We start from the raw sequence: 25,191 nt of genomic DNA on the forward strand, positions 1-25,191 counted from the left end.
AACCGAACTTTTTTGCCGCGCCCGCAACGGGCGCGCGCGACCTGACATTTTGAGGTTGTTTTGACACATACCCACGACACCGATTCGTCCGAATCCGAGCGCCCCGTGCCGTCGGCGCGGACCGACGAACGCACTACGCAAGCGGCGACAGGCGAGAGCGAGCGCCCGGCTCATGGCGCGGAAGCAGAGGGCGAAGAGCGCCCCCGCCGCGGTCTGCGTCGCGGGCCGCGCAGCCTGATCGCGCGACGCCGCGCCGGCGCGAAGACGAAGGCAGCCGAGGGCGCGCCCGCGCAAGGCGCGCCGGTCGTCGCCGAAACGCCGCCGGACGGCGAGGTCGTCGCCCAGGTGCGCATGCCGCGCAAGGACGCGGGCGCGAAACAGAGCGGGCGTCGTAACGCTGGCGGTGCGAAGCGCGAGGGCGCATCACGCGAAGACCAGCGCGAACGTCAGCCGCGCGAAGGTCAACGTGAGGGCCAGCGCCAGAATCGCCGCGGCGCCGATGCGGCCGCGGAGTCAGCTCAGGACGATCTGTTCTCATACGTGACGTCGCCCGCATTCGATGCCGACAACACCACGACTGGCGGCGTACGCGCGCCGATGCTGCGCCGTGGCAAGGCAGCGGGCCCGAAGCGCGTGCTGTCACCCGATGACGACGCGCCGAAGCTGCACAAGGTGCTCGCCGAGGCGGGCATGGGCTCGCGCCGCGACATGGAAGAGCTGATCATCGCCGGCCGCGTGTCGGTGAACGGCGAACCGGCGCACATCGGCCAGCGCATCATGCCGACCGACCAGGTCCGCATCAACGGTAAGCCGGTCAAGCGCAGGCTCGCCAGCAAGCCGCCGCGCGTGCTGCTGTACCACAAACCGACCGGCGAAATCGTCAGCCACGCGGACCCGGAAGGCCGTCCATCGGTGTTCGACAAGCTGCCACCGATGAAAACCGCCAAGTGGGTCGCGGTCGGGCGTCTCGATTTCAACACCGAAGGTCTTCTGATGCTGACCACCTCGGGCGATCTCGCGAACCGGTTCATGCATCCGCGTTATAGCGTCGAGCGCGAATACGCGGTGCGTGTCGTCGGCGAACTCGCCGAGGGTATGCGTCAGAAGCTGCTAAACGGCGTCGAACTCGAGGACGGCCCGGCGAATTTCTTGCGCATCCGCGATGGCGGCGGCGAAGGCACGAATCACTGGTACCACGTCGCGCTCGCCGAAGGGCGGAATCGCGAAGTACGCCGCATGTTCGAAGCGGCCGGCCTGATGGTCAGCCGGCTGATCCGTACGCGCCACGGCCCGATTTCCCTGCCGCGTGGTCTGAAGCGCGGCCGCTGGGAAGAACTCGAGGACAATCAGGTGCGCGCACTGATGGCATCGGTCGGCCTGAAGGCGCCGGCTGAGGAGCGCGGTAGCCGCAATGCGGCGCCGGAGCGTCGTCAGCCGGATCCGATGCAGACGTCGATGGGCTTTATTAACCGCGAGCCGGTGTTGATGTCGCACAGCCGCTTCGAGCAGCAGCCGCGCGGACAGGGTCGCCGTGGCGCGGCGGGCGGCGGCTTCGGCGCGGGCATGGGGGGCGGCACTGGTTCTGGTGTCGGTGTGGGCAATCGCGGCGCCGGGGGGCAGCGCGGCCGCGACGTCGACGGCAATCGCGCGTCGTCGCCCAACGGCAACCGTGCGCGCACTGGCGGCAAGCGTGCCGGCGCGTCCGGCGACAGCGGCGGCAATCGCGGGCCGGGCGGCAATCGTAGCGGCAACGCCAACCGTGCCGGCGGCAACGCGGGTTCGGGCGGCGCGAATCGTGGCGGCGGCACGGCGCGCGGTCGCTCGCGCGGCCGTTGAGCGGGGCGCTGTACCGCGTTTGAGGGGTGGCCGTTGAACGGCCATACCCTTTGGTGCAGTTCGCATGACCTGCCAGGCTGATATGACTCCCGGTGTCAATCGGGATCGGGTTTTTAGTTTCTCGAATTCATGTTGCCGGAATTTCCTCAGGGCGGCGTAGCAGTACATTTCGGCGGTGGATCAAGCTGATATCCGCGGGTTGGGTACCGCACTACAGATGTCCGCCCAATGAGCCTGCCGCTATCTGGAACCGCAAGTCGGATGCAGTAGTCCGTTGCGTAGCCTGGTCGCGGGTTACTCGTCCCAAGCGAGAGTAGAAAGGCCTTCACGCGTTGCCGTGCGCGCTTCAGGTCGTCTTTGGCGCCAGCCACGTCCGTGCCAGATCGCGTAACGCTTCGTCGTCGTCGCTCGGCACGTACACCGCGCAGAGGTCACCGGCGCGCAAAGACCACACAAGCTTGATCGCATCACGCCGCTCAGTCTTGACCCGTTCACCCGGTTTTTTCGGAATCAGTGATCGGGCGCACACGATGCACCCGAATCCCTTCTGCACGAACTGCCGGTAAAGTCCGTAGCCGCATGGACCGGCCTCGCAGACAACGCAGATGTGCCGCACTTTCGACTGCAGGCGCCTGCACAGGTGATCGATATCAGCCTGCGTCATGCCGATCTTGCCCAGCAATTCGACTTCGCCCGAGCCCGGCGCATACGCGACTTTGATCGAGTCCTTGTGTACATCGAGACCGACGCACAGCGTGCTGTCGTCTTCCATGCTGGCCTCCGTGCCGGAAATCGCCGGGAGCGGCCGTGTCCGCACTGTGCTGCTCTGGCTGCAATGCTAACCCGCGCTTGATTCCTTACGGCGGGCCAGCCATTGCCTCACGGGAGTCATACTGCATACTGACTAGCAATGTCGAGTGCTTCCCGGCCGAGCCGTTTATCGTTTTGGCGATTTTATGCCGCCTCTTGTTTGCCGCGTTCGCACGGCGTTCCGATGCGTCAAACGCCGTGCGAAACTGCGCTGAAGACCGACAGGACGCATCGCCGCAAAGTGTTGGCGTAGCCCGTCCGGCTCCCCTTCCCGACGGCTCGGGCGATCTTGCAAAAGCCCGGATTTGCCGCCACATTGTCGAAAGATTCCTATCAAATCAAGCGGAAATACGCATCGCCCGGCGTTCCGCAGATTGCGTTTGGGCCGGAAAATGGCTACAATCGCGAAGTCGCTGGGCGTACGGTTTCATGTGCGGCTCAGGTGCGACCACCGGCAATAAGATGATGGGCGTTCAGCCCATTTTTTTTTGCCGCTCAGTTCATCGTGGTTCGGCATCTCGGGTTCGCACGAACGTGCGCCGGCTTGGCGCGCGGCCCGCATTGGTTGTTTGCAGAAGAGGCGAGGCTCGCTGCGCGAACATCTAAGAGGGCACTGTGCAACTGACGGAACTGATTGAAACCACGGTCGTGGGACTCGGCTACGAGCTCGTCGATCTCGAGCGCACCGGGCGCGGCATGTTGTGTATCTATATCGACCAGCCAGCCGGCATCGCAATCGAAGACTGCGAGAAAGTTACGCGTCAGCTCCAGCACGTTCTGACGGTCGAAAATATCGATTACGAGCGGCTCGAAGTATCGTCACCCGGTCTCGATCGCCCGCTGAAGAAACTGGCGGATTTTGAACGTTTCGCGGGCAGCGAAGCGGTTATCACACTGAAAAAGCCATTGGACGGTCGGAAATCGTACCGGGGCATTTTGCATGCTCCGCAAGGCGAGACGATCGGTCTGGAATTTGAAGGAAAAGAAGGGGCCGCGATGCTCGATTTCACGCTCGCGGACATGGACAAGGCGCGCCTTGTTCCGAAAGTTGACTTTAGGAGCCGCAAACAATGAGTCGCGAAGTGTTGATGCTGGTGGATGCGCTGGCACGCGAGAAGAATGTCGATAAGGACGTGGTATTTGCCGCGCTCGAAGCGGCTCTCGCTTCGGCCTCCAAGAAACTCTTCGAAGAAGATGCGGATATCCGCGTCCACATCGACCGTGAAAGCGGCGAGCACGAAACGTTTCGCCGCTGGAAGGTAGTGCCGGACGAAGCAGGTCTGCAGGAACCGGATCAGGAAATTCTGCTGTTCGAGGCGCGCGAGCAGCAGCCCGATATTCAGCTCGACGAGTTCATCGAGGAGCCGGTGCCGTCGATCGAATTCGGCCGTATCGGCGCGCAGGCCGCCAAGCAGGTGATCCTGCAGAAGGTGCGCGACGCCGAGCGCGAGCAGATCCTGAACGACTTCCTCGAGCGCGGCGAACACATCATGACCGGCTCGGTGAAGCGCCTCGACAAGGGCAACTTCATCGTCGAATCGGGCCGCGTCGAAGCGTTGCTGCGCCGCGACCAGCTGATCCCGAAGGAAAACCTTCGGGTGGGCGACCGCGTGCGCGCGTATATCGCGAAGGTCGACCGCACCGCGCGTGGTCCGCAGATCGAGCTGTCGCGTACGGCGCCGGAATTCCTGATGAAGCTGTTCGAGATGGAAGTGCCGGAAATCGAGCAGGGCCTGCTCGAGATCAAGGCGGCGGCTCGCGATCCGGGCGTGCGCGCGAAGATCGGCGTGGTGGCTTATGACAAGCGCATCGATCCGATCGGCACCTGCGTCGGTATTCGCGGCTCGCGCGTGCAGGCCGTACGCAACGAGCTCGGTGGCGAAAACGTCGACATCGTGCTATGGTCGGAAGACCCCGCCCAGTTCGTGATCGGCGCGCTCGCGCCGGCAGCCGTGCAGTCGATCGTCGTCGATGAAGAAAAGCATTCGATGGACGTCGTCGTCGACGAGAACGAACTCGCGGTCGCGATCGGCCGCAGCGGCCAGAACGTGCGGCTTGCCAGCGAGCTCACCGGCTGGCAGATCAACATCATGACGCCGGACGAATCTGCGCAGAAGCAGAATCAGGAGCGCGGCGTCCTGCGCGACCTGTTCATGGCGCGTCTCGATGTCGACGAGGAAGTCGCCGACATCCTGATCGACGAAGGCTTCACGAGCCTCGAAGAGATCGCCTACGTGCCGCTCAACGAAATGCTCGAAATCGAGGCATTCGACGAAGACACCGTTCACGAACTGCGCAACCGCTCGCGCGACGCGCTGTTGACGATGGCGATCGCGAACGAAGAAAAGGTCGAGAATGTAGCGCTCGACCTGAAGAGCCTGGACGGCATGGACGCCGACCTGCTCGCGAAACTGGCCGAACATCAGATCCAGACGCGCGACGAACTCGCCGAGCTGGCCGTGGATGAACTGGTCGAGATGACTGGGATGGGAGAGGATGCCGCTAAGGCGTTGATCATGAAAGCACGTGAACACTGGTTCCAGTGAGAAATGACCATGGCGCACTGAATTGAACGCGGCCGTCAGGCCGCATGACCCGATGCTAACCGCAAGGAATCGGTCCTTGCATTAAGAGGAATGAATGGCGAGTAACAACGTAGCCCAATTTGCCGCGGAACTGAAAATGCCTGCAGGCGTGCTGCTTGAGCAGCTGCAGGCAGCTGGCGTCACAAAAGCGAGCGAAGCCGACTCCTTGTCCGAAACGGACAAGGCGCGTCTGCTCGACCACTTGCGCAAGTCTCACGGCTCGACTGATGCAGACAAGCGCAAGATCACGCTGACGAAACGGCATACGTCGGAGATCAAGCAGTCCGATGCGACGGGCAAAGCTCGCACCATTCAGGTCGAGGTGCGCAAGAAGCGCACGTTCGTCCGCCGCGACGAGACTGTCGCGGAAGGCGGGGATGCATCGAATCATGTGGCCGAGAACGCGGACGCAGAAGATCTCGAACTGCAGCGTCGTGAGGAAGAAGCACGTCACGAAGCTGAGCTGCTCGAAAAGCAGGCGCAGGAGCTGAAGGCGCGCCAGGAACAGCTCGAGCGCGAAGAAGCCGACCGTCAGGCGCGCGAGCAGGCTGCGGAAGCCGAGCGTCAGCGCGCGGAAGAAGATGCAAAGAAGCGCGCAGCGGCTGCGACCGAGGCGGCGGCTCGCGAGAAGGCCCAGCAGGCGGCGGCGAAAGCCGCTGCACCGGTTGCCGAGAAGGCAAACGAGCAGGACGACGAACGCGCGGCAGCGGAACGCGCCGCGCAACGCGAAGCCGCGAAGAAAGCGGAAGACGCCGCGCGCGTGGCCGCCGACAAGGCGCGCGCCGAACAGGAAGAAATCGCCAAGCGCCGCGCGGCGGCCGAAGCCGAAGCGCGCGCGATTCGCGAAATGATGAACACGCCGCGCAAGGCGCAGGTGAAGGCGCCGGAACCGGCACCGAAGCCCGCCGAGCCGGCCAAGGCGGCCGAAGCCAAGGGCACGCTGCATAAGCCGGCGCGTCCGGCTGGTGAAGCACCGGCGCGCCCGGCAGCGAGAAAGCCGGCAACCGCCGCGACTCCGGCGCCCGCGAGCGCACCGTCGGCGGGCGACAAGAAGAAGCCGGGCGGCGGTAAGAGCGGCTGGCAGGACGACGCAGCGAAGCGCCGCGGCATCAAGACGCGCGGCGATTCGAGCGGCGGCGTCGATCGTGGCTGGCGCGGCGGTCCGAAGGGGCGTGGCAAGCATCAGGAGCAGAGCACCACGTTCCAGGCGCCGACCGAACCGATCGTGCGTGAAGTGCATGTGCCGGAAACCATCACGGTCGCGGATCTCGCGCACAAGATGGCGGTGAAGGCTTCGGAAGTCATCAAGGTGATGATGAAGCTCGGCCAGATGGTCACGATCAACCAGATGCTGGACCAGGAAACGGCGATGATCATCGTCGAGGAACTGGGCCACCATGCGCTCGCGGCGAAGCTGGACGATCCGGAAGCCATGCTGGTCGAAGGCGAAGCGAGCGACGCCGAAGCGCTGCCACGTCCGCCGGTCGTCACGGTGATGGGCCACGTCGACCACGGCAAGACCTCGCTGCTCGACTACATCCGCCGCGCGAAGGTTGCGGCAGGCGAAGCGGGCGGTATTACGCAGCACATCGGCGCCTACCACGTCGAAACGCCGCGCGGCGTGATCACGTTCCTCGACACGCCGGGTCACGAAGCCTTTACGGCAATGCGTGCCCGCGGTGCGAAGGCGACCGACATCGTGATCCTGGTGGTGGCCGCCGACGACGGCGTGATGCCGCAGACGAAGGAAGCGATCTCCCACGCGAAGGCTGGCGGCGTGCCGCTCGTCGTCGCGATCAACAAGATCGACAAGCCGGAAGCGAATCCGGAGCGCGTGAAGCAGGAACTCGTCACGGAAGGCGTCGTGCCGGAAGAGTACGGCGGCGACTCGCCGTTCGTGCCGGTGTCGGCGAAGACCGGCGCGGGCATCGACGATCTGCTCGAAAACGTGCTGCTGCAGGCCGAGGTGCTGGAGCTGAAGGCACCGGTCGAATCGCCGGCCAAGGGTCTCGTCATCGAAGCGAAGCTTGACAAGGGTAAGGGTCCGGTCGCAACGATCCTCGTCCAGTCAGGTACGCTGAACCGCGGCGACGTCGTGCTGGCAGGCAGCGCCTACGGTCGCGTGCGTGCCATGCTCGACGAAACCGGCAAGCCGACCAAGTCCGCGGGTCCGTCGATCCCGGTCGAAATCCAGGGTCTGTCGGAAGTGCCGCAGGCTGGCGAAGAAGTAATCGTGATGCCGGACGAGCGCAAGGCGCGTGAAGTTGCGCTGTTCCGTCAGGGCAAGTTCCGCGACGTCAAGCTCGCAAAGCAGCAGGCCGCGAAGCTCGAGAACATGCTCGAGCAGATGGGCGAGGGCGAAGTGCAGTACCTGCCGCTCATCGTCAAGGCCGACGTGCAGGGTTCGCAGGAAGCGCTGGTGCAGTCGCTGCAGAAGCTCTCCACCGACGAAGTACGCGTGCAGATCGTGCACGGAGCGGTCGGCGGCATCAGCGAGTCGGACGTCAATCTCGCGACGGCGTCGAAGGCGGTCATCATCGGCTTCAACACCCGCGCGGATGCGCAGGCTCGCAAGCTCGCCGAAGCTAATGGCGTCGACATCCGCTACTACAACATCATCTACGACGCCGTGGATGACGTGAAGGCGGCAATGTCGGGCATGCTGGCGCCGGAGAAGCGCGAAGTCGTGACGGGCACGGTGGAAGTACGCCAGGTATTCAAGGTGCCGAAGGTCGGCACGGTGGCCGGCTGTATGGTCACGGACGGTTTCGTCAAGCGCTCGTCGTCGGTGCGCGTGCTGCGCAACAACGTCGTCATCTTCACGGGCGAACTCGATTCGCTCAAGCGGTTCAAGGACGATGTGAAAGAAGTCCGTCAGGGCTTCGAGTGCGGTATGTCGATCAAGAACTTCAACGATATCGTCGAAGGCGATCAGTTCGAAGTCTTCGAGGTCACCGAAGTCGCGCGTACGCTGTAATTCGCGCGGCACGGCACAGCGGGCGGAACGGGCTTGACGCCCGCTCCGCCCGTTGTTTTTGAGCCCGCAGTGTCGAGTTTGCTGCTGGCTTGGCTGCCGCGTTCGTCGCAAATGGACTCTCACCCCGCCGCGGCGACCGCGACGCCGTCGTATCGAACGAATATCGAACACGGCTCGCGCGAACCAATTTTTTGCATCCGTCTTAGCGGAGCACACAACACCATGCCTAAGAAACGTACTACTCCCAATCGCAACGTGCAGATCGCCGATCAGATCCAGCGCGACCTGGCTGAGCTTCTGCGCGAGGTCAAGGATCCGCGCATCGGCATCGTCACATTTCAGAGCGTTGAGCTAACGCCCGACTACGCGCACGCAAAGGTCTACTTCACGACGCTGACGGGCGACCCGCAGCAAACGCTCGAAGCGCTGACGCACGCTGCCGGCCATCTGCGCAATCTGCTGTTCAAGCGCCTGCATATCCACACGGTGCCGACGCTGCATTTCCACTACGACAAGACGATCGAGCGTGCCGTGGAGATGTCGCGTCTGATCGACGAGGCAAATTCCACGCGCGCGAAAGACGACTGAGCGTCTGCCATGCCGTGGCGTTCCATGTAGCGCGCGGCGCCGTTTTTCGCATTTCCCGAACGTTCTGCCTCCCTCGACATGACCGCACCTCAACGCCCCCGCGTGCCGCGTCGCGCGCTCGATGGCGTGCTGCTGCTCGACAAGCCGCTCGGCCTGTCGAGCAACGACGCGCTGGTTCGCGCGAAACGTCTTTATCTGGCGAAAAAGGCGGGCCACACCGGCACGCTCGATCCGCTGGCAACTGGCCTGCTGCCGCTGTGTTTCGGCGAGGCCACCAAGTTTTCGCAAGACTTGCTCGAAGCCGACAAGACCTACGAGGCGACGATGCGCCTCGGTATCCGCACGACCACAGGCGACGCCGAAGGCGAGGCGTTCGACATCCGCGCCGTCGACTGCGACGAAGCGGCGGTGCGGGCGGCCTTGCCGAAATTCATCGGCGAGATCGTTCAGATTCCGCCGATGTACTCGGCGCTCAAGCGCGATGGCAAGCCGCTGTACGAGTACGCGCGCGCCGGCCAGACGGTCGAACGGGAAGGGCGGCAGGTGACGATTCGCGCGCTCGAGCTGATTGCGTGCGCGTTGCCGGATGTGACGTTTCGCGTGACGTGCAGCAAGGGCACCTATGTGCGCACGCTTGCCGAGGATATCGGCGAAGCGCTCGGCTGCGGCGCGCATCTGGTCGCGCTGCGGCGCACGGGCGTCGGCGCGCTGACGCTCGAGCATTCGGTCACGCTCGACGCGTTGTCCTACGCGACCGAACTCGAACGCGACGCATGGCTGCAACCGGTCGACGCGCTGCTGTCCACGTTCCCGCAGGTCTGTCTGAACGACGATGACACGCGCCGCTTCCTTCACGGCCAGCGCCTGAAGCTGTCGTCGTTGACGATCGCCGCCGACGCGGTGACTGCCCCGCGCGTGAGGGTGTACTCGGCGCAGGGGCGGCTTCTGGGAGTCGCGAAGCCGGGCGAAGGCGTGCTCGCACCCGACCGTCTGATCGTGACGACGGAGAGCTAGAGGTCGCCGTTTTGCCAGCCCGGCGCGGACAATAAAAAAACGGGATCGCCATCGAGCGATCCTGTTTTGATCATGCCCTCCGGTGGAGCGGTGTCGAACTAAAGCAACACCACAAACGCCCCCTTCAATGTGCCGCGGCCGCCGCCGCTCCCGCATCGCCGCCTGCCCGTTCCGGCCGCGTGATCCAGATCAGCGCGATCAGCGCGACAAAAATACCGGCCGAAATGAAGAACAGATCGTTTACGCCGAGCTGCGCGGCCTGCTGCGTGACCATGGTGTTGAAGAGACCATAGGTCTGCTGCTGATCCAGGCCCGCCGCGCCCATCTGATGAATCGATTGACTGAACGCTGGGTTGTAAGCATTCGCCTGTTCGGTCAGTTGCGCGTGATGCATGATCGTGCGGTGATCCCAGGCGGTCTGGAAGATCGACGTGCCGATACCGCCGCACATGATCCGCACGAAGTTCGACAGCCCCGAGGCCGCCGGAATCCGATGGCCCGGCAAGCCCGACAGCGTGATCGACACGAGCGGAATAAAGAAGCCGGCCATACCGATACCTTGAATCAGCGTGGGCAGCATCAGCGAGTACGTGTCGACGCCCGTCGTATAACGCGAGCGCATCCAGAAACACAGCGCGAAAATCAGGAACGACAGCGTCGCGATATAGCGCGGATCGGTACGCGGCAGCACCTTGCCGGTCAGCGGCGACAACAGGATCGCGAACACACCGACGGGTGCCATCACGAGTCCGGCTTCGGTCGCCGTGTAGCCGATATCGGTCTGGAGCCACAGCGGCAACAGCACGAGATTGCCGAAGTAAAGCCCATAGCCGATCGACAGCGCGATCGTGCCGCCGGTGAAATTGCGCCGGCTGAACAGCGACAGATCAACCACCGGATGCTCGGCCGTCAACTCCCACACGATAAAAAACGCGAGCGCGATCACCGCGACGAGCGCGAGCACGACGACCGTCGTCGACGAGAACCAGTCGAGGTCCTTGCCCTTGTCGAGCATCACCTGAAGCGAGCCGACCCAGACGATCAGAAGACCGAGGCCGACGCCGTCGATTGGCGCCTTCCTGATGACCGAATCGCGGTTACGGAAGATCATCCACGTCGCGGCGGCCGCGACCGCGCCGACGGGAATGTTGACGTAGAAGATCCACGGCCACGAGATGTTGTCGGAAATCCAGCCGCCGAGGATCGGACCGGCAACCGGTGCGATCAGCGTGGTCATCGCCCACATCGATAGCGCCATCGGCGCCTTCGCGCGCGGATAGCTCGCGAGCAGCAGCGTCTGCGACAGCGGGATCATCGGGCCGGCCACCGCGCCTTGCAGCACGCGCGACGCAAGCAGGAACGGCAGGTTCGGCGACAGCCCGCACATCCATGACGACAGCACGAACAGCACGATCGACGCCATGAACAGCCGCACCTGGCCGATGCGGTCGGTGAGCCAGCCGGTCAGCGGCACCGAGATCGCGTTGGCCACCGCGAAGGACGTAATCACCCACGTGCCCTGGTCGGACGATACGCCGAGGTCGCCGGAAATCGACGGGATCGACACGTTCGCGATCGACGTGTCGAGCACGTTCATGAACACGGCGAGCGACACCGCGATGGTGCCGATCACCAGTTGCGCGCCCTCGAGCGGCGGGTGAGGGACTTGCGCCTGAGCCTGAGCCATTAAAAGAGCCTTCTTTGAATCGTCGGACGGAGCCTCAGCTCTTATGGGCCGCCGGTTTCGCGGCGGCCGCGGCGCTCGCCGCGGTCGACTTCTGCGCGCCGCCGCCGTTCGCGTTCGTGCCGGCGTTTTCCGAGATGATGCGTGCGATTTCCGCATCGGCTTCCGCGCCGTACTTGTCGAAGACGTTGGTCTGGTAAACCGTGGACGGCGCCTGACCGAGCTGGCCGCCGGTGTCGTCCTTGATGTTCACGTCAGCTTGCATCGACAGACCGATACGCAGCGGATGCTTCTCCAGTTCCTGCGGATCGAGCGAAATACGCACCGGCAGACGCTGCACGACCTTGATCCAGTTGCCGGTCGCGTTCTGCGCGGGCAGCAGCGAGAACGCCGAACCCGTGCCGGCCGAGAAGCCGACCACCTTGCCGTGATACGGCACCGACGAGCCGTAGACGTCGGCCGTCAGTTCGACCGGCTGGCCGATGCGCATGTGCTTCAGTTGCACTTCCTTGAAGTTCGCCTCGACCCACACGTCATGCAGCGGCACGATCGCCATCAGCGGCGAGCCGGGCGATACGCGCTGGCCGACCTGCACGGAGCGTTTTGCGACATAGCCTGTGACCGGCGCCGGCAGAGTATTGCGAGCGTGGTTCAGGTATGCGTCGCGCAGCTTCGCGGCGGCGGCCTGCACGTTCGGGTGATCGGCGATCGTGGTGTTCGCGGTCAGCGCGCGGTTTGCCGCGAGTTGCTGTTTGGCGGCGTCGAGCGCGGCTTGCGCGCTCTTCACGGAGTCGCGTGCGTGCGAAATTTCTTCCTGCGATACCGCGCCGGTCTGCGCGACCGTCATACGGCGCTTCAGGTCGTCCTGGGCGCGCGACAGATCGGCCTGGCTCGCCGCGACCCGCGCTTCGTACTGGCTGTCGTCGGCGAACAGACCGCGCACCTGGCGCACCACCTGCGCAAGATTGGCCTCGGCCTGTTCGAGTGCGACGCGCGCGTCGGCCGGGTCGAGCACGACGAGCGGGTCGCCGGCCTTGACGACCTGAGTGTCGTCCGCGTTGACCGCGATCACGGTGCCCGTGACCTGCGGGGTGATCTGCACGACGTTGCCGCTCACGTAGGCATCGTCGGTGTCTTCATGGAAGCGCGCGACGAGGAAGTAGTACAGGCCGTACGCGACCGCGGCAATCAGGATCACGATGACGAGCAGCGTCATCATGCGCTTGCGTTTGCCGTTGTTCGCCGCTTGCGGTGGAGTGGCGGGCTGCTGGGGGGTGCTCATTGATGTGCTCCGGGTTCTTTTGAACGTCGTCGTTTATTCGGGTGTTCGTGTGTATGCGTGTGCGTCGGCGCGGGCGGGCTCGCTCAGTTCGCGGCGGTGCTCGTGGCGTGGTTCGCGGCGTGGTTCGCGGCGTTGGCCGATGCGGGAGCATCGGTCGGCACGACGAGACCGGTCTGGGTTGCGTCGAAGCCGCCGCCCAGTGCCTTGATCAGACCGATCTGCAGACTGCGGCGGCGCATCTGCAGACCCGTGACCGTCTGCTCGGCGGCAAGGCGGTTTTCGTCGGCGGTGAGCACCTGCAGCTGCGGCGACAGGCCGGCCTTGTAGCGGATTACGGCGAGTTGGTACGCCTTGCTCGACGCGTCGAGCGCGCGCTGGGCGTCACCCTCCTGGCGGTCGATCGAGCGGATCGACGACACCTGCGTCGAGACGTCCTGCAGCGCGTCGATCAGCGTCTGGTTGTAGTTCGCGACGTCGCCCTCGAAGTCGGCGTAGCGGCCCTTCAACTGCGCGCGCAACGCGCCGGCGTCGAAGATCGGCAGATGGATCGCCGGGCCGAACTGGATCTGACGGCTCGACGCGGTCAGGAAACGGCCCCAGCCGAACGCGTCGAAGCCGAAGCCGGCCGCGAGATTCACGTCCGGGTAGAACTCGGCTTTCGCTTCCTTCACGTCATGCATCGCGGCTTCGACCTGCCAGCGCGCGGCGACGATGTCCGCGCGACGCGCCACGAGGTCGGCCGGGATGTTGTCCGGCAGAGCGACCACGTCGCCGCCGGTGAGCACCGGCTTGTCGATCTGCAGGCCACGGTCCGGGCCTTTGCCGAGCAGCGCGCCCAACTGGTAGCGCACGACGGTGATCTGTCCGTCGAGGTCGGTCAGGTTCGACTGGCTCGTCGCGACGTTGCCGGCGGCGGTCTGCTTCTCGACGTTGGTGTCGAGGCCGGCCGTCACGCGGTCATTCGTGATACGGCCGACGTCCTGGCGGTTCGCGATTTCACGCGCGGCGATGTCGCGAAACGCATACAGCTGCGCTAGCTGGTTGTAGGTGCTGGCGACCGACGCGGCGAGCGTCACGCGCGCCTGCTGCATATCGGCCTCGGCGGCTTTCTGCTGCGACACGGCCTGGCCGAGCCGCTGACGGTTCTTGCCCCACAGGTCGAGATCCCACGACGCGCTGGCGAGCACGTTGTTCTCGCTATACCAGGTGCCGCCGAACGGAGGCGGGTAAAGGGAGTTTGCCGAGTACAGCTCGCGGGTCCACGAATAGCTCGCGCTGACCTTCGGGAACAGCGCTGCGCGCGAGCTTTCGATATACGACGAAGCCTTTGCGAGCCGCGCTTGCGCCTGGGCGATCGACGGGCTGCCCTCGAGCGCTTCCGCGATCAGCTTCGGCAGTTGCGGGTCGCCGAACTGGTTGGCCCAGTCGAGCGATGGCCACTGGCCGCCCTCGTTGGGCAGACTCTGCGTCGACTCGTACTGCGTCGGCGACGCGATCTGCTTGTCGCTTTTGACGCCGAAGTAGTTCGCGCACCCCGTGAGGGCGAGCGCCGTCACCGCGGCGGCGACAGCGGCCCGGCTCGACAGCGCGGGCGCGGACAGGGAAAGGGATTTCATCGCTCGACTCTTCTTTGAGTGGAATGTATTGATGGACGCAGCAAGCAAGCTATTACGATTTGCTATCGGGATGGCTTGCGGCGTCGCGGGAAAGTCCCGTGTGTTCGCCGGAATTAACGAGCACGCGACGCAGCATGCTCTTCAGGAAGCCCACTTCTTCCGGGGTGAACCCGTTCAGCAGGTTATCGAGCACGCCATTGAAAATGGCCGGCATGCGAGCCGCGATCGCATGGCCTTCCGGCGTCAACGCGAGGCGCACGACGCGCCGGTCTTCGTTACTGCGCACCCGCGTGAGCAGGCCGCGCTTTTCGAGCCGATCGATCAGGCGCGTGACGGCGCTTGCGTCGATACCGTATTCACGCGCCAACTCAGCCGCGAGCAGGCATTTGCCGCTTGCCACCATGAACAGGATGCTGCCTTGCTGGCTGGTGATGCCGAGTTCGGCCATGCTGCGCTGCGAGATCAGGTTTGATAGCGTCGATTTCACCCGTGAGATGAGATAGCCGACGCTTTCGCCGAGCTGGTACTCGCTGGGATCCGGCGTGGATTCGTTGGACGGCTGCGTCATGATTCTCGTGCGAATGCAATGGTTGACTAGGCATTAGTATAGCTGGCTGTTGATTGACGCGACAAGCGTTAATACAGCTTAGGCAAGGATTATTTCGCGCTCAAGCAACAAACCGTACGGAATGACGTAGGGCGGGGCAAGGCGCGATTCGCGCAACTCGCGCAGGCGCGGAGAGCGGACGGTCTATCGGGGAATACCAGAAAAGGATCATCCGTGCGTGCTATAATTTTGGGTTCCCAAAAGTGCGCTTTGGGCTTGTTGTCGTGGTTTGGCTCCTCAACCAGCAGCATAAGCAAGCGGCGCACTCAACCGTCTTCAGGTTTCCTATGACCCGCGCCCTACGCAACATCGCCATCATTGCTCACGTCGACCACGGCAAGACCACGCTCGTCGACCAGCTCCTCCGTCAGACCGCCACGTTCCGCGAGAACCAGCAGATCGCCGAGCGCGTGATGGACTCGAACGACATCGAAAAAGAGCGCGGCATCACGATCCTGTCGAAGAACTGCGCGGTGGAGTATGAGGGCACGCACATCAATATCGTCGACACGCCGGGGCACGCCGACTTCGGCGGCGAAGTGGAGCGCGTGCTGTCGATGGTCGACTCGGTGCTGCTGCTCGTTGACGCGGTGGAAGGCCCGATGCCGCAAACCCGCTTCGTCACGAAGAAGGCGCTCGCACTGGGTTTGAAGCCGATCGTCGTGGTCAATAAGGTCGACCGTCCGGGCGCGCGGATCGACTGGGTGATCAACCAGACCTTCGACCTGTTCGACAAGCTCGGCGCCAGCGAAGAGCAGCTCGACTTTCCGATCGTCTACGCATCGGGCCTGAACGGCTACGCGGGTCTCACGCCTGATGTACGCGACGGCGACATGCGTCCTTTGTTCGAGGCAATCCTGCAGCACGTGCCGGTGCGCCCGGCCGACCCGGAAGGTCCGCTGCAACTGCAAATCACGTCGCTCGACTACTCGTCGTACGTTGGTCGTATCGGCATTGGCCGTATCACGCGCGGCCGCATCAAGCCGGGCATGGCCGTCGCGGTGCGCTCGGGTCCGGAAGGCGAAATCCTCAATCGCAAGATCAACCAGGTGCTGTCGTTCAAGGGTCTCGATCGCGTGCAGGTCGACTCGGCCGAGGCGGGCGACATCGTGCTGATCAACGGTATCGAGGAAGTGGGCATCGGCGTGACGATCTGCTCGCCGGAACAGCCGGAAGCGCTGCCGATGATCACCGTCGACGAACCCACGCTGACGATGAACTTCCTCGTCAACTCCTCGCCGCTCGCGGGCCGTGAAGGCAAGTTCGTCACGAGCCGCCAGATTCGCGACCGCCTGATGAAGGAACTGAATCACAACGTCGCGCTGCGCGTGCGCGATACCGGCGACGAAACGACGTTCGAAGTGGCCGGCCGCGGTGAGCTGCACCTGACCATTCTGGTCGAAAACATGCGCCGCGAAGGCTACGAGCTGGCCGTGTCGCGTCCGCGCGTCGTGATGCAGGAAATCGACGGCGAGAAGCACGAGCCGTACGAAAATCTGACCGTCGACATGGAAGACACCCACCAGGGCGGCGTGATGGAAGAACTTGGCCGCCGCAAGGGCGAAATGCTCGACATGGCATCGGACGGCCGTGGCCGCACGCGTCTCGAGTACCGTATTTCGGCGCGTGGTCTGATCGGCTTCCAGTCGGAATTCCTCACGCTCACGCGCGGTACGGGTCTGATGAGCCACACGTTCGATTCTTACCAGCCGGTCAAGGAAGGCGCAGTCGGCGAACGTCGCAACGGCGTGCTGATCTCGCAGGACGACGGCGCGGCAGTCGCGTACGCACTGTGGAAGCTGCAGGACCGCGGCCGCATGTTCGTGGCGCCGGGAGAAGCGCTGTATGAAGGCATGATCATCGGCATCCACAGCCGCGACAACGATCTCGTCGTGAACCCGATCAAGGGCAAGCAGCTTACCAACGTGCGCGCGTCTGGCACCGACGAAGCCGTGCGTCTCGTGCCGCCGGTTCAACTGTCGCTCGAATACGCGGTCGAGTTCATCGACGACGACGAGCTGGTCGAAGTCACGCCAAAGTCGATCCGTCTGCGCAAGCGCTACCTGAAGGAACACGAGCGCCGCAGCGCGAGCCGCAACAAGGTTGCCGGCGAATAAGCCGGACTCGAATATCCGTCTGGATAGCAGGAAGCGGAAGCCACCTTCGGGTGGCTTCCTTGTTTTTGGCGCATCAAAACGTTTGGCGCTGCATCATGCCTGCCACTTTCAGGGGCGGAACACATGTAGACACCCATTGCGCCGTTCGCCTTCATTTCTCACAGAACACTGTTGCGCGCTGTGAAAAGGCACCCCGTCGCCCGCGAAACGCCCGCCATCACAGGCTTTGCGCCTGTGCCGTTCGCTATCTGGGCTATTCGTTCTGTGCTATGCTCCCGGGTGCAAAGTTTTAGGTCCTTCCAAGCAAGACTTGATTCGCGCAATCCGCTAAACGGTCAGGCCGTGTCGCGGAAGGTTCGGTAACCCGCTATTTCTCGAGAAACTCGAAGAAAGGTGAGCGTAAAAATGATGAAGCAATTCCAGTCGAACTCTTATCTGTTCGGCGGCAATGCTCCGTACGTTGAAGAAATGTACGAAGCGTATCTCGATAATCCGGCGTCAGTGCCCGAGACCTGGCGCAGCTATTTCGATGCGTTGCAGAACGTGCCCGCATCGGACGGCAGCAACGCCAACGACGTGGCCCATGGCCCGATCGTCGAATCGTTTGCCCAGCGCGCCAAGGCCAATGCCTTCCTGCCGCGCGCAACGGCCGGCGGCGAAGATCTCGCAACCGCCCGCAAACAGGTTTACGTCCAGTCCCTCATCGGCGCATATCGCTTCCTCGGCTCGCAATGGGCCAATCTCGATCCTCTGAAGCGCCGCGAGCGTCCCGCGATCCCCGAACTTGAACCCGCGTTCTACGACTTCACCGAAGCCGACATGGACCAGGAGTTCAGCGCAACGAATCTGTACTTCGGGTTCGAGCGCGCGACGCTGCGCGAGATCGTCAAAGCCCTGCGCGACACGTACTGCGGCACGATCGGCGCCGAGTACATGTACATCAGCGATCCGGAGCAGAAGCGCTGGTGGAAGGAACGCCTCGAATCGATCCGTTCGACGCCGAGCTTCAACAACGACAAGAAGAAGCACATCCTGAATCGCCTGACGGCCGCCGAAGGCCTCGAGCGTTTCCTGCACACCAAGTACGTCGGCCAGAAGCGCTTCTCGCTCGAAGGCGGCGAGAGCTTCATCGCCGCGATGGACGAAGTCGTGCGTCACGGCGGTCTGCGCGGCGTTCAGGAAATCGTCATCGCGATGGCTCACCGTGGCCGTTTGAACGTGCTGGTCAATACGCTCGGCAAGATGCCGGCAGACCTGTTCGCCGAATTCGAAGGCAAGCACGTCGATGATCTGCCGGCTGGCGACGTGAAGTACCACAAGGGCTTCTCGTCGGACGTCGCGACGGAAGGCGGCCCGGTTCACCTGTCGCTCGCGTTCAACCCGTCGCACCTCGAAATCGTCAACCCGGTGGTCGAGGGCTCGGCGAAGGCGCGTATGGACCGTCGCGGCGACGAAAACGGCGTTCAGGTGCTGCCGGTGCAGATCCACGGCGACGCGGCTTTCGCCGGCCAGGGCGTCGTGATGGAAACGCTGAACCTCGCGCAAACGCGCGGTTACGGCACGCACGGCACGCTGCACATCGTCATCAACAACCAGATCGGCTTCACGACGTCGGACCCGCGCGACTCGCGCTCCACGTTGTACTGCTCGGACGTCGTCAAGATGATCGAAGCGCCGGTGCTGCACGTGAACGGTGACGATCCCGAAGCGGTCGTGCTGGCCACCCAGATGGCGATCGACTTCCGCATGCAGTTCCACAAGGACGTCGTCGTCGACATCGTCTGCTTCCGCAAGCTGGGCCACAACGAGCAGGACACCCCGGCGGTCACGCAGCCGCTGATGTACAAGACGATTTCGAAGCACCCCGGCACGCGTGCGTTGTACGCTGAAAAGCTCGTTCAGCAGGGCGTCATCAAGGCCGAGGATGGCGAGGAATTCGTCAAGGCTTATCGCAGGGCGATGGACGAGGGCCACCACACGGTCGACCCGGTGCTCTCGAACTACAAGAGCAAGTACGCGGTGGACTGGGTGCCGTTCCTGAACCGCAAGTGGACCGACGCGGCCGACACGGCCGTGCCGCTCGCGGAACTGAAGCGCCTCGCCGAACGCATCACCACGATTCCGGAAAACTTCAAGGTTCACCCGCTCGTCGAGCGCGTGATCAACGACCGTCGCGCCATGGGCCGCGGCGAAGCGAAGCTCGACTGGGGCATGGGCGAGCACCTCGCGTTCGCATCGCTGGTCGCATCCGGTTATGCCGTGCGCCTGACCGGTCAGGATTCGGGCCGCGGCACGTTCACGCACCGTCACGCAGTGCTGCACGACCAGAACCGCGAGCGCTGGAACGACGGCACCTACGTGCCGCTGCAGAATATCGCCGAAGGTCAGGCGAAGTTCACGGTGATCGACTCGGTGCTGTCGGAAGAAGCGGTGCTCGGCTTCGAATACGGTTACTCGACCGCTGAACCGAACACGTTCGTCGCGTGGGAAGCGCAGTTCGGCGACTTCGTGAATGGCGCGCAAGTCGTGATCGACCAGTTCATCTCGTCGGGCGAAGTGAAGTGGGGCCGCGTGTCGGGCCTGACCATGCTGCTGCCGCACGGCTACGAAGGCCAGGGTCCGGAGCATTCGTCGGCGCGTATCGAGCGTTTCCTGCAACTGTGCGCAGACCACAACATGCAGGTCGTTCAGCCGACCACGCCGGCGCAGGTCTTCCACCTGCTGCGTCGCCAGATGATCCGCCTGTTCCGCAAGCCGCTGATCGTCGCGACGCCGAAGTCGTTGCTGCGTCACAAGGAAGCCGTGTCGGATCTGTCGGAACTCGCGAAGGGTTCGTTCCAGCCGGTCATCGGCGAAGTGGACGAAACCATCGACACGAAGAAGGTCAAGCGCGTGCTGGCCTGCTCGGGCCGCGTGTACTACGACCTGGTCGCGCATCGCCGCGAAGCGAAGGTGAACGACGTCGCGATCATCCGTATCGAACAGCTGTATCCGTTCGCGCACAAGCAGTTCGAAGCGGAAATGAAGAAGTACGACAACGCAACCGAAGTGGTGTGGGTGCAGGACGAGCCGCAGAATCAGGGCCCGTGGTTCTACATCGAGCACCATCTGAAGGAAGGCATGAAGGAAGGGCAGAAGCTGGCGTACAGCGGCCGTCCGGCTTCGGCTTCGCCTGCAGTCGGCTACTACGCGAAGCACTACGAGCAGCAGAAGGCGCTGATCGAAGGCGCTTTCGGCCGTCTCAAGAGCGCGTCGATCGCTAAATAAAGAAACAGACGAGCCGGGAAAGCGCAGTGCGCTTTCCCGCGCCGCGCCGAACGTTTCCCATGAGGTTCAGGCGCGGCGTTCACGGTTCGCAGGCGGTCGTGAAGAAGCGCCGTCACCCGATACGTATTCAGGATACTCATAATGGCTATTGTTGAAGTCAAGGTTCCCCAGCTCTCCGAGTCGGTCTCGGAAGCGACCATGCTGCAGTGGAAGAAGAAGCCGGGCGAGGCTGTCGCTCAGGACGAAATCCTCATCGAAATCGAGACCGACAAGGTCGTGCTCGAAGTGCCGGCACCGGCAGCAGGCGTGCTCGCGCAAGTCATTTCGAACGACGGCGACACGGTCACGGCTGAGCAGGTGATCGCGAAGATCGACACCGAAGGCACCGCCGGCGCCGCCGCTGTCGAAGCCGAAGTGAAGCCGGCTCCGGTCGCTGCCGCGGCTCCCGCACCGGCGGCTCAGGCCGCTGTCGCAACGGGGTCGAACACCGCTGCTTCGCCGGCTGCCGGCAAGCTGATGGCAGAGAAGGGTCTGGCTGCGGGCGACGTCGCCGGCACCGGCCGCGACGGCCGTATCACGAAGGGCGACGTGCTCGTCGCCGGCCAGGCTGCTCCGGCTGCCAAGGCCGCACCGGCTCCGGCTGCCGCACCGAAGGCTGCGAAGCCGTCGCTGCCGGACGTCAAGGCCCCGGCATCGGCGGATCAATGGCTGAAGGACCGTCCGGAACAGCGCGTGCCGATGTCGCGTCTGCGTGCTCGTATCGCCGAGCGTCTGCTCGAGTCGCAGCAAACCAACGCCATCCTCACGACGTTCAACGAAGTGAACATGGCGCCGGTCATGGAGCTGCGCAACAAGTACAAGGACAAGTTCGAGAAGGAACACGGCGTGAAGCTCGGCTTCATGTCGTTCTTCGTGAAGGCGGCTGTTCACGCGCTGAAGAAGTTCCCGCTCGTGAACGCGTCGATCGACGGTAACGACATCGTCTACCACGGCTACTTCGACATCGGTATCGCTGTCGGTTCGCCGCGCGGTCTGGTGGTGCCGATCCTGCGCAATGCAGATCAGCTGAGCCTCGCCGACATCGAGAAGAAGATCGCCGAATTTGGCCAGAAGGCGAAGGACGGCAAGCTGTCCATCGAAGAAATGACCGGCGGTACGTTCTCGATCTCGAACGGCGGCGTGTTCGGCTCGATGCTGTCCACCCCGATCATCAACCCGCCGCAGTCCGCGATTCTCGGCGTGCACGCCACCAAGGAACGCGCAGTGGTCGAAAACGGCCAGATCGTGATCCGCCCGATGAACTACCTCGCGCTGTCGTACGACCACCGTATCATCGACGGCCGCGAAGCAGTGCTGTCGCTGGTCGCGATGAAGGATGCGCTGGAAGATCCGGCTCGCCTGCTGCTCGACCTGTAAGCGCACGTTCCACCGACACCGGCCGGCGGTTTGCGCGGGCCGGCGTCATCCGTAGCACGTCTTTAGCATTCCGCAGTACAGGAACGGCGCGCGCCACCTCGAGTGGCCCGGCGCCGTTCCGCCATCAAAGGGATTGTCATGTCCAAAGAATTTGACGTCGTCGTGATCGGCGCAGGCCCTGGCGGTTATATCGCCGCCATCCGCGCAGCGCAGCTCGGCAAGACCGTCGCATGTATCGAAAAGTGGAAGAACCCGGCCGGCACGCTGAAGCTCGGCGGCACCTGCCTGAACGTCGGCTGCATTCCGTCGAAGGCATTGCTCGCTTCGTCGGAAGAGTTCGAGAACGCGTCGCATCACCTTGCCGACCACGGCATCTCGGTGGAAAACGTTTCGGTCGATATCTCGAAGATGATGGGCCGCAAGGACGGCATCGTCGAGAAGATGACCAAGGGCATCGAATTCCTGTTCCGCAAGAACAAGATCACGTGGCTCAAGGGCCATGGCAAGTTCACCGGCAAGACGGACGCCGGCGTGCAGATCGAAGTGAGCGGCGAAGGCGAAGATGGTGCAAGCAGCGAAGTCGTCACGGCGAAGAACGTGATCATCGCAACGGGTTCGAAGGCGCGTCATCTGCCGGGCATTCCGGTCGACAACAAGCTGATCGCCGACAACGAAGGCGCACTCTCGTTCGACACGGCACCGAAGAAGCTCGCCGTGATCGGCGCAGGCGTGATCGGCCTGGAACTCGGCTCGGTGTGGCGCCGCCTCGGCGCGGACGTGACCGTGCTCGAAGCGCTGCCGGAATTCCTCGGCGTGGCTGACCAGGCGCTGTCGAAGGAAGCGGCCAAGCAGTTCAAGAAGCAAGGTCTCGACATCCGCGTCGGCGTGAAGGTCGGCGAAGTGAAGACGAGCGCGAACGGCGTGACGATCGCCTACACGGACAAGGACGGCAACGCGCAGACGCTCGAAGCCGACCGCCTGGTCGTGTCGGTCGGCCGCGTGCCGAACACCGACAACCTCGGCCTCGAAGCGATCGGCCTGAAGGCCAACGAGCGCGGCTTCATCGACGTGGACGACCATTGCGCGACGGCCGTGCCGAACGTGTACGCGATCGGCGACGTGGTGCGTGGCCCGATGCTCGCGCACAAGGCTGAGGACGAAGGCGTGCTGGTTGCCGAAGTGATCGACGGTCAGAAGCCGCACATCGACTACAACTGCATTCCGTGGGTGATCTACACCGAACCGGAAATCGCATGGGTCGGCAAGACGGAGCAGCAACTGAAGGCGGAAGGCCGCGAGATCAAGACCGGCCAGTTCCCGTTCATGGCTAACGGCCGCGCGCTCGGCATCAACAAGGCGGACGGTTTCGTCAAGATGATCGCCGACGCGAAGACCGACGAACTGCTCGGCGTGCACATTATCTCGGCGAACGCATCGGACCTGATCGCGGAAGCCGTGGTGGCGATGGAGTTCAAGGCGGCGTCGGAAGACATCGGCCGTATTTGCCATCCGCACCCGTCGCTGTCGGAAGTCATGCGCGAAGCGGCACTCGCCGTCGACAAGCGCGCGCTGAACATGTAAGCACGCACGCCTGACCGAAACGCAACCTTGGCATCACCAAAGGCGGGCGGGGTTCAATCCCTCCCGCCTTTCTTTTTGCAGCAACACGATGAACGTCACCGAATACTACGAAAAAGAACTGCAGACGCGCGGTTATCAATCCGATCCGGCGCAGCGCGCGGCGGTCGACCGCCTGCAGCGGTGCTATGAAGAGTGGGTCGCATACAAGTCGCGCCGCTCGAACGCGTTCAGGAAGCTGATCATTCACCCCGATCTGCCGCGCGGCGTGTACATGTGGGGCGGCGTGGGCCGCGGCAAGAGCTTCCTGATGGACAGCTTCTACATGATCGTGCCGTTGCATCGCAAAACCCGTCTGCACTTCCACGAGTTCATGCGCGAAGTGCATCGCGAACTCGAAGAACTCAAAGGCCGGGCCGATCCGCTCGACGAACTCGCGCGCCGCATTGCGAAGCGCTATCGGCTGATCTGTTTCGACGAATTCCACGTGTCGGATATCGCCGACGCGATGATCCTGTATCGCCTGCTCGACAAGCTGTTCGAGAACGGCGTGCAGTTCGTGATGACGTCAAACTACGCGCCCGACACGCTGTACCCGGACGGCCTGCATCGCGACCGCATGCTGCCCGCGATCGAGCTGATCAAGCAGAAGCTCGACGTGATCAACGTCGATGCGGGGATCGATTATCGCCAGCGCACGCTCGCGCAGGTGGAGGTCTATCACACGCCACTGGACGCCGCCGCCGGCAAGGCGCTGCGCGACGCCTTCGCGCGCCTCGCCGCGGTGCCCGACGAAAGCCCGCTGCTGCATATCGAGAAGCGCGAGCTGAAGGCGCTGCGCCGCGCGGACGGCGTGGTCTGGTTCGACTTCGCGACGCTGTGCGGGGGCCCGCGCTCGCAGAACGACTACCTCGAACTCGCGACCCGCTTTCACGCGGTGATCCTGTCGGACGTGCCGCAGATGTCGGTGCGCATGGCGTCGGAAGCGCGCCGCTTCACGTGGCTCATCGACGTGTTCTACGACCACAAGGTCAAGCTGTTGATGTCGGCTGCGGTGCCGCCGGAGCAGTTGTACGTCGACGGTCCGATGGCTAATGAATTCACTCGTACGGTGTCGCGCATCGTCGAGATGCAGTCGAAGGAGTATCTCGACACGCCGCGCCGGATCGTCGACACGTCCCTAACCTGAGCTACCGCGCACGACACATTTTCAGAAATCGGAGTGGTCTGATATTCAGCGCACGGATGACTGGCTATCTTTTGTCGTTGTTCTGACAAAGGAGGAAGCATGAACCCGTATCGCGAAATCACCGATGAAGAATGGCAGCGCGTTGCGCCACTGCTGCCCGAACTCCGGCCGCGTACCGAAATGCGTGGCCGTCCACTTGCCAATACCCGCTCGGTGCTCAACGGCGTGCTTTGGGTCATGCATAGCGGCGCCACCTGGTCCGCACTGCCGCGCCGCTACGCGTCATATCAGACCTGTCATCGCCGCTTCAAGTCGTGGTACGAATCGGGCGTGCTCAAGCACGTCACGGAGCAACTGCTCGGCACCGCGAGCGAAGATTTCTGCAGATTGATGGAAGCGCGTATGCGCACGCACGCGAGCGTGCAGCACAAGCGCGCCGCGTCCAAGCGCGTGCCCGCGGCGTTTCGTGTTCCGGCCGCCGCATACAATCCGGTACCGGCCACGTCGGTGCCGGCGTCGCCGATCGCTTACGCTGCACCGCTCAAGCAGGCAGCATGACCATCGCAAACAGCTTGCCCCAATGAAAACGGCCGCGCGATTCTTGATCGCCGGCCGTTTTTTATGT

Annotated in this window: 16 protein-coding genes and 1 pseudogene; 12 read left to right on the forward strand and 5 right to left on the reverse strand. The window is 63.5% G+C overall.

The features are described 5' to 3' along the window. Positions 1–60 precede the first annotated feature (60 nt). Positions 61–1,836 carry a 23S rRNA pseudouridine(2605) synthase RluB gene (gene rluB, locus F6X39_RS28135; RefSeq protein ID WP_187618982.1) on the forward strand — a complete coding sequence of 592 codons (1,776 nt, stop codon included), beginning with the start codon at positions 61–63 and terminating at the stop codon, positions 1,834–1,836. Between the two features lie 302 nt (positions 1,837–2,138). On the opposite strand, the pseudogene F6X39_RS28140 reads toward rluB, so the two are convergent. Next, positions 2,139–2,608, reverse strand: a pseudogene (locus tag F6X39_RS28140) (transposase); the annotation flags it as partial. 653 nt (positions 2,609–3,261) lie between these two features. Between F6X39_RS28140 and rimP the strand changes: the two are divergent. The 5 genes from rimP to truB all read left to right on the forward strand — a co-directional run bounded on the left by rimP (position 3,262) and on the right by truB (position 9,810). After that, positions 3,262–3,720, forward strand: a complete 459-nt coding sequence (rimP, locus tag F6X39_RS28145; protein WP_006052964.1) for a ribosome maturation factor RimP — start codon at positions 3,262–3,264, stop codon at positions 3,718–3,720. Further along, a complete protein-coding gene (nusA, locus tag F6X39_RS28150) occupies positions 3,717–5,192 on the forward strand; it encodes a transcription termination factor NusA (RefSeq protein ID WP_176120042.1) in 1,476 nt (491 codons plus the stop codon). The genes rimP and nusA overlap by 4 nt, the downstream gene beginning before the upstream one ends. Positions 5,193–5,286: 94 nt before the next feature. Further along, positions 5,287–8,208: a translation initiation factor IF-2 gene (gene infB, locus F6X39_RS28155; protein ID WP_187618983.1), complete on the forward strand. Its 2,922-nt coding sequence runs from the start codon at positions 5,287–5,289 to the stop codon at positions 8,206–8,208. 222 nt (positions 8,209–8,430) lie between these two features. After that, a complete protein-coding gene (rbfA, locus tag F6X39_RS28160; protein ID WP_008922231.1) occupies positions 8,431–8,796 on the forward strand; it encodes a 30S ribosome-binding factor RbfA in 366 nt (121 codons plus the stop codon). A gap of 78 nt (positions 8,797–8,874) precedes the next feature. After that, positions 8,875–9,810 carry a tRNA pseudouridine(55) synthase TruB gene (truB, locus tag F6X39_RS28165; RefSeq protein WP_187618984.1) on the forward strand — a complete coding sequence of 312 codons (936 nt, stop codon included), beginning with the start codon at positions 8,875–8,877 and terminating at the stop codon, positions 9,808–9,810. 124 nt (positions 9,811–9,934) lie between these two features. Here the strand turns inward: truB and F6X39_RS28170 are convergent, their stop codons facing one another. From F6X39_RS28170 to F6X39_RS28185, 4 genes are all read right to left on the reverse strand, one after another. Next, a complete protein-coding gene (locus tag F6X39_RS28170; protein WP_184029921.1) occupies positions 9,935–11,497 on the reverse strand; it encodes a DHA2 family efflux MFS transporter permease subunit in 1,563 nt (520 codons plus the stop codon). A 34-nt stretch (positions 11,498–11,531) separates the two neighbouring features. Next, positions 11,532–12,776 carry an EmrA/EmrK family multidrug efflux transporter periplasmic adaptor subunit gene (locus F6X39_RS28175; RefSeq protein WP_187618985.1) on the reverse strand — a complete coding sequence of 415 codons (1,245 nt, stop codon included), beginning with the start codon at positions 12,774–12,776 and terminating at the stop codon, positions 11,532–11,534. An 83-nt stretch (positions 12,777–12,859) separates the two neighbouring features. Beyond that, on the reverse strand, positions 12,860–14,392 hold the full coding sequence (locus tag F6X39_RS28180; RefSeq protein WP_187618986.1) for an efflux transporter outer membrane subunit: 1,533 nt from the start codon (positions 14,390–14,392) through the stop codon (positions 12,860–12,862). Between the two features lie 52 nt (positions 14,393–14,444). After that, on the reverse strand, positions 14,445–14,960 hold the full coding sequence (locus F6X39_RS28185; protein WP_187618987.1) for a MarR family winged helix-turn-helix transcriptional regulator: 516 nt from the start codon (positions 14,958–14,960) through the stop codon (positions 14,445–14,447). A 326-nt stretch (positions 14,961–15,286) separates the two neighbouring features. Between F6X39_RS28185 and typA the strand changes: the two genes are divergently transcribed. From typA to F6X39_RS28215, 6 genes are all read left to right on the forward strand, one after another. Next, positions 15,287–17,116, forward strand: a complete 1,830-nt coding sequence (gene typA / locus F6X39_RS28190) for a translational GTPase TypA (protein WP_187618988.1) — start codon at positions 15,287–15,289, stop codon at positions 17,114–17,116. A gap of 405 nt (positions 17,117–17,521) precedes the next feature. Continuing rightward, positions 17,522–20,383, forward strand: coding sequence for a 2-oxoglutarate dehydrogenase E1 component (locus F6X39_RS28195; RefSeq protein ID WP_187618989.1), 2,862 nt, complete (start codon positions 17,522–17,524; stop codon positions 20,381–20,383). Between the two features lie 141 nt (positions 20,384–20,524). Next, the gene (odhB, locus tag F6X39_RS28200; RefSeq protein WP_184029896.1) at positions 20,525–21,799 is read left to right on the forward strand and encodes a 2-oxoglutarate dehydrogenase complex dihydrolipoyllysine-residue succinyltransferase; all 1,275 of its coding nucleotides are present in this window, start codon (positions 20,525–20,527) and stop codon (positions 21,797–21,799) included. A 138-nt stretch (positions 21,800–21,937) separates the two neighbouring features. Beyond that, positions 21,938–23,380, forward strand: a complete 1,443-nt coding sequence (gene lpdA, locus F6X39_RS28205; protein WP_187618990.1) for a dihydrolipoyl dehydrogenase — start codon at positions 21,938–21,940, stop codon at positions 23,378–23,380. A gap of 88 nt (positions 23,381–23,468) precedes the next feature. Continuing rightward, the gene (gene zapE, locus F6X39_RS28210) at positions 23,469–24,566 is read left to right on the forward strand and encodes a cell division protein ZapE (protein WP_090804139.1); all 1,098 of its coding nucleotides are present in this window, start codon (positions 23,469–23,471) and stop codon (positions 24,564–24,566) included. A 99-nt stretch (positions 24,567–24,665) separates the two neighbouring features. Beyond that, complete coding sequence (locus F6X39_RS28215) at positions 24,666–25,124, forward strand: transposase (RefSeq protein WP_187618991.1); 459 nt, start codon at positions 24,666–24,668, stop codon at positions 25,122–25,124. Positions 25,125–25,191 lie beyond the last annotated feature (67 nt).

Source organism: Paraburkholderia sp. UCT2 (assembly GCF_014397665.1).
GTDB classification, from domain to species: domain Bacteria; phylum Pseudomonadota; class Gammaproteobacteria; order Burkholderiales; family Burkholderiaceae; genus Paraburkholderia; species Paraburkholderia tuberum.

Bases quoted from the DNA above. Each gene is read 5' to 3' on its own strand.
- nusA (WP_176120042.1), top strand. From the start codon at position 3,717: ATGAGTCGCGAAGTGTTGATGCTGGTGGATGCGCTGGCACGCGAGAAG.
- F6X39_RS28170 (WP_184029921.1), bottom strand. From the start codon at position 11,497: ATGGCTCAGGCTCAGGCGCAAGTCCCTCACCCGCCGCTCGAGGGCGCG.
- F6X39_RS28175 (WP_187618985.1), bottom strand. From the start codon at position 12,776: ATGAGCACCCCCCAGCAGCCCGCCACTCCACCGCAAGCGGCGAACAAC.
- zapE (WP_090804139.1), top strand. From the start codon at position 23,469: ATGAACGTCACCGAATACTACGAAAAAGAACTGCAGACGCGCGGTTAT.
- odhB (WP_184029896.1), top strand. From the start codon at position 20,525: ATGGCTATTGTTGAAGTCAAGGTTCCCCAGCTCTCCGAGTCGGTCTCG.
- F6X39_RS28180 (WP_187618986.1), bottom strand. From the start codon at position 14,392: ATGAAATCCCTTTCCCTGTCCGCGCCCGCGCTGTCGAGCCGGGCCGCT.
- F6X39_RS28215 (WP_187618991.1), top strand. From the start codon at position 24,666: ATGAACCCGTATCGCGAAATCACCGATGAAGAATGGCAGCGCGTTGCG.
- F6X39_RS28185 (WP_187618987.1), bottom strand. From the start codon at position 14,960: ATGACGCAGCCGTCCAACGAATCCACGCCGGATCCCAGCGAGTACCAG.
- truB (WP_187618984.1), top strand. From the start codon at position 8,875: ATGACCGCACCTCAACGCCCCCGCGTGCCGCGTCGCGCGCTCGATGGC.
- typA (WP_187618988.1), top strand. From the start codon at position 15,287: ATGACCCGCGCCCTACGCAACATCGCCATCATTGCTCACGTCGACCAC.
- rbfA (WP_008922231.1), top strand. From the start codon at position 8,431: ATGCCTAAGAAACGTACTACTCCCAATCGCAACGTGCAGATCGCCGAT.
- lpdA (WP_187618990.1), top strand. From the start codon at position 21,938: ATGTCCAAAGAATTTGACGTCGTCGTGATCGGCGCAGGCCCTGGCGGT.
- infB (WP_187618983.1), top strand. From the start codon at position 5,287: ATGGCGAGTAACAACGTAGCCCAATTTGCCGCGGAACTGAAAATGCCT.
- F6X39_RS28195 (WP_187618989.1), top strand. From the start codon at position 17,522: ATGATGAAGCAATTCCAGTCGAACTCTTATCTGTTCGGCGGCAATGCT.